Below are 591 nucleotides of genomic sequence, written 5' to 3'. Positions count from 1 at the left end.
CTGCGGATACGCGGGCCGAAGCTCCGCACCGGCGGGCCGCTGAGGGTCGGCCGGCGAGAGGTCGGGCTGTGTGTCCGCGTGCGGGCCCTGCCGGGGCGGCGCGGGTGGGACCTTGTCGTCGGGGACTGCGGGGGCCACGGGTGTGAACAGCGGAGCCTCGTCATGCGGGTCCACGCGGGGAGCGGTCACGGGAAAGGGCGTGATCACCGGAGGGCCAACGCTCGGGTCCGCGCCGGGAGCGGTCGGCGCCACAGGCGTGATCACCGGAGGCTCGCCGTACCGATCCGCGCCATCACCTCCCGGCGTCGAAGCCGACGAAGTGCCGTCACCGGGAGCGGCGGGGCCCAAAGGCCTGAACACCGGAGGCTCGTCATGCGGATCCGCGTCGGGGGCGGCCGGGGCAAAGGGCGTGATCACCGGAGGCTCGCCGTACCGATCCGCGCCATCACCTCCCGGCGTCGAAGCCGACGAGGCACTATCGCCAATGGCTACGGTCGGGCGGTCACCCGGCGCACCAGCACCCGCCGCGTCACCCCGAAGGGAACCGAACCCACCGGCACCCCCCGGAGAACCTCCCCCGGCCGCACCCTA

The 591-nt window shown here is 74.1% G+C and carries 1 pseudogene; it reads right to left on the bottom strand.

Annotated features, from left to right (window positions below):
- Positions 1-189, bottom strand: a pseudogene (locus tag ACNFOC_RS55065) (hypothetical protein); the annotation flags it as partial.
- Between the last annotated feature and the right edge of the window lie 402 nt (positions 190-591).

It is taken from the genome of Streptomyces colwelliae (genome assembly GCF_048158785.1).
Taxonomy (GTDB): Bacteria; Actinomycetota; Actinomycetes; order Streptomycetales; family Streptomycetaceae; genus Streptomyces.
Note: the sequence above shows the minus strand (reverse complement) of the source record. Positions and strands in the feature narration are given on the sequence as shown.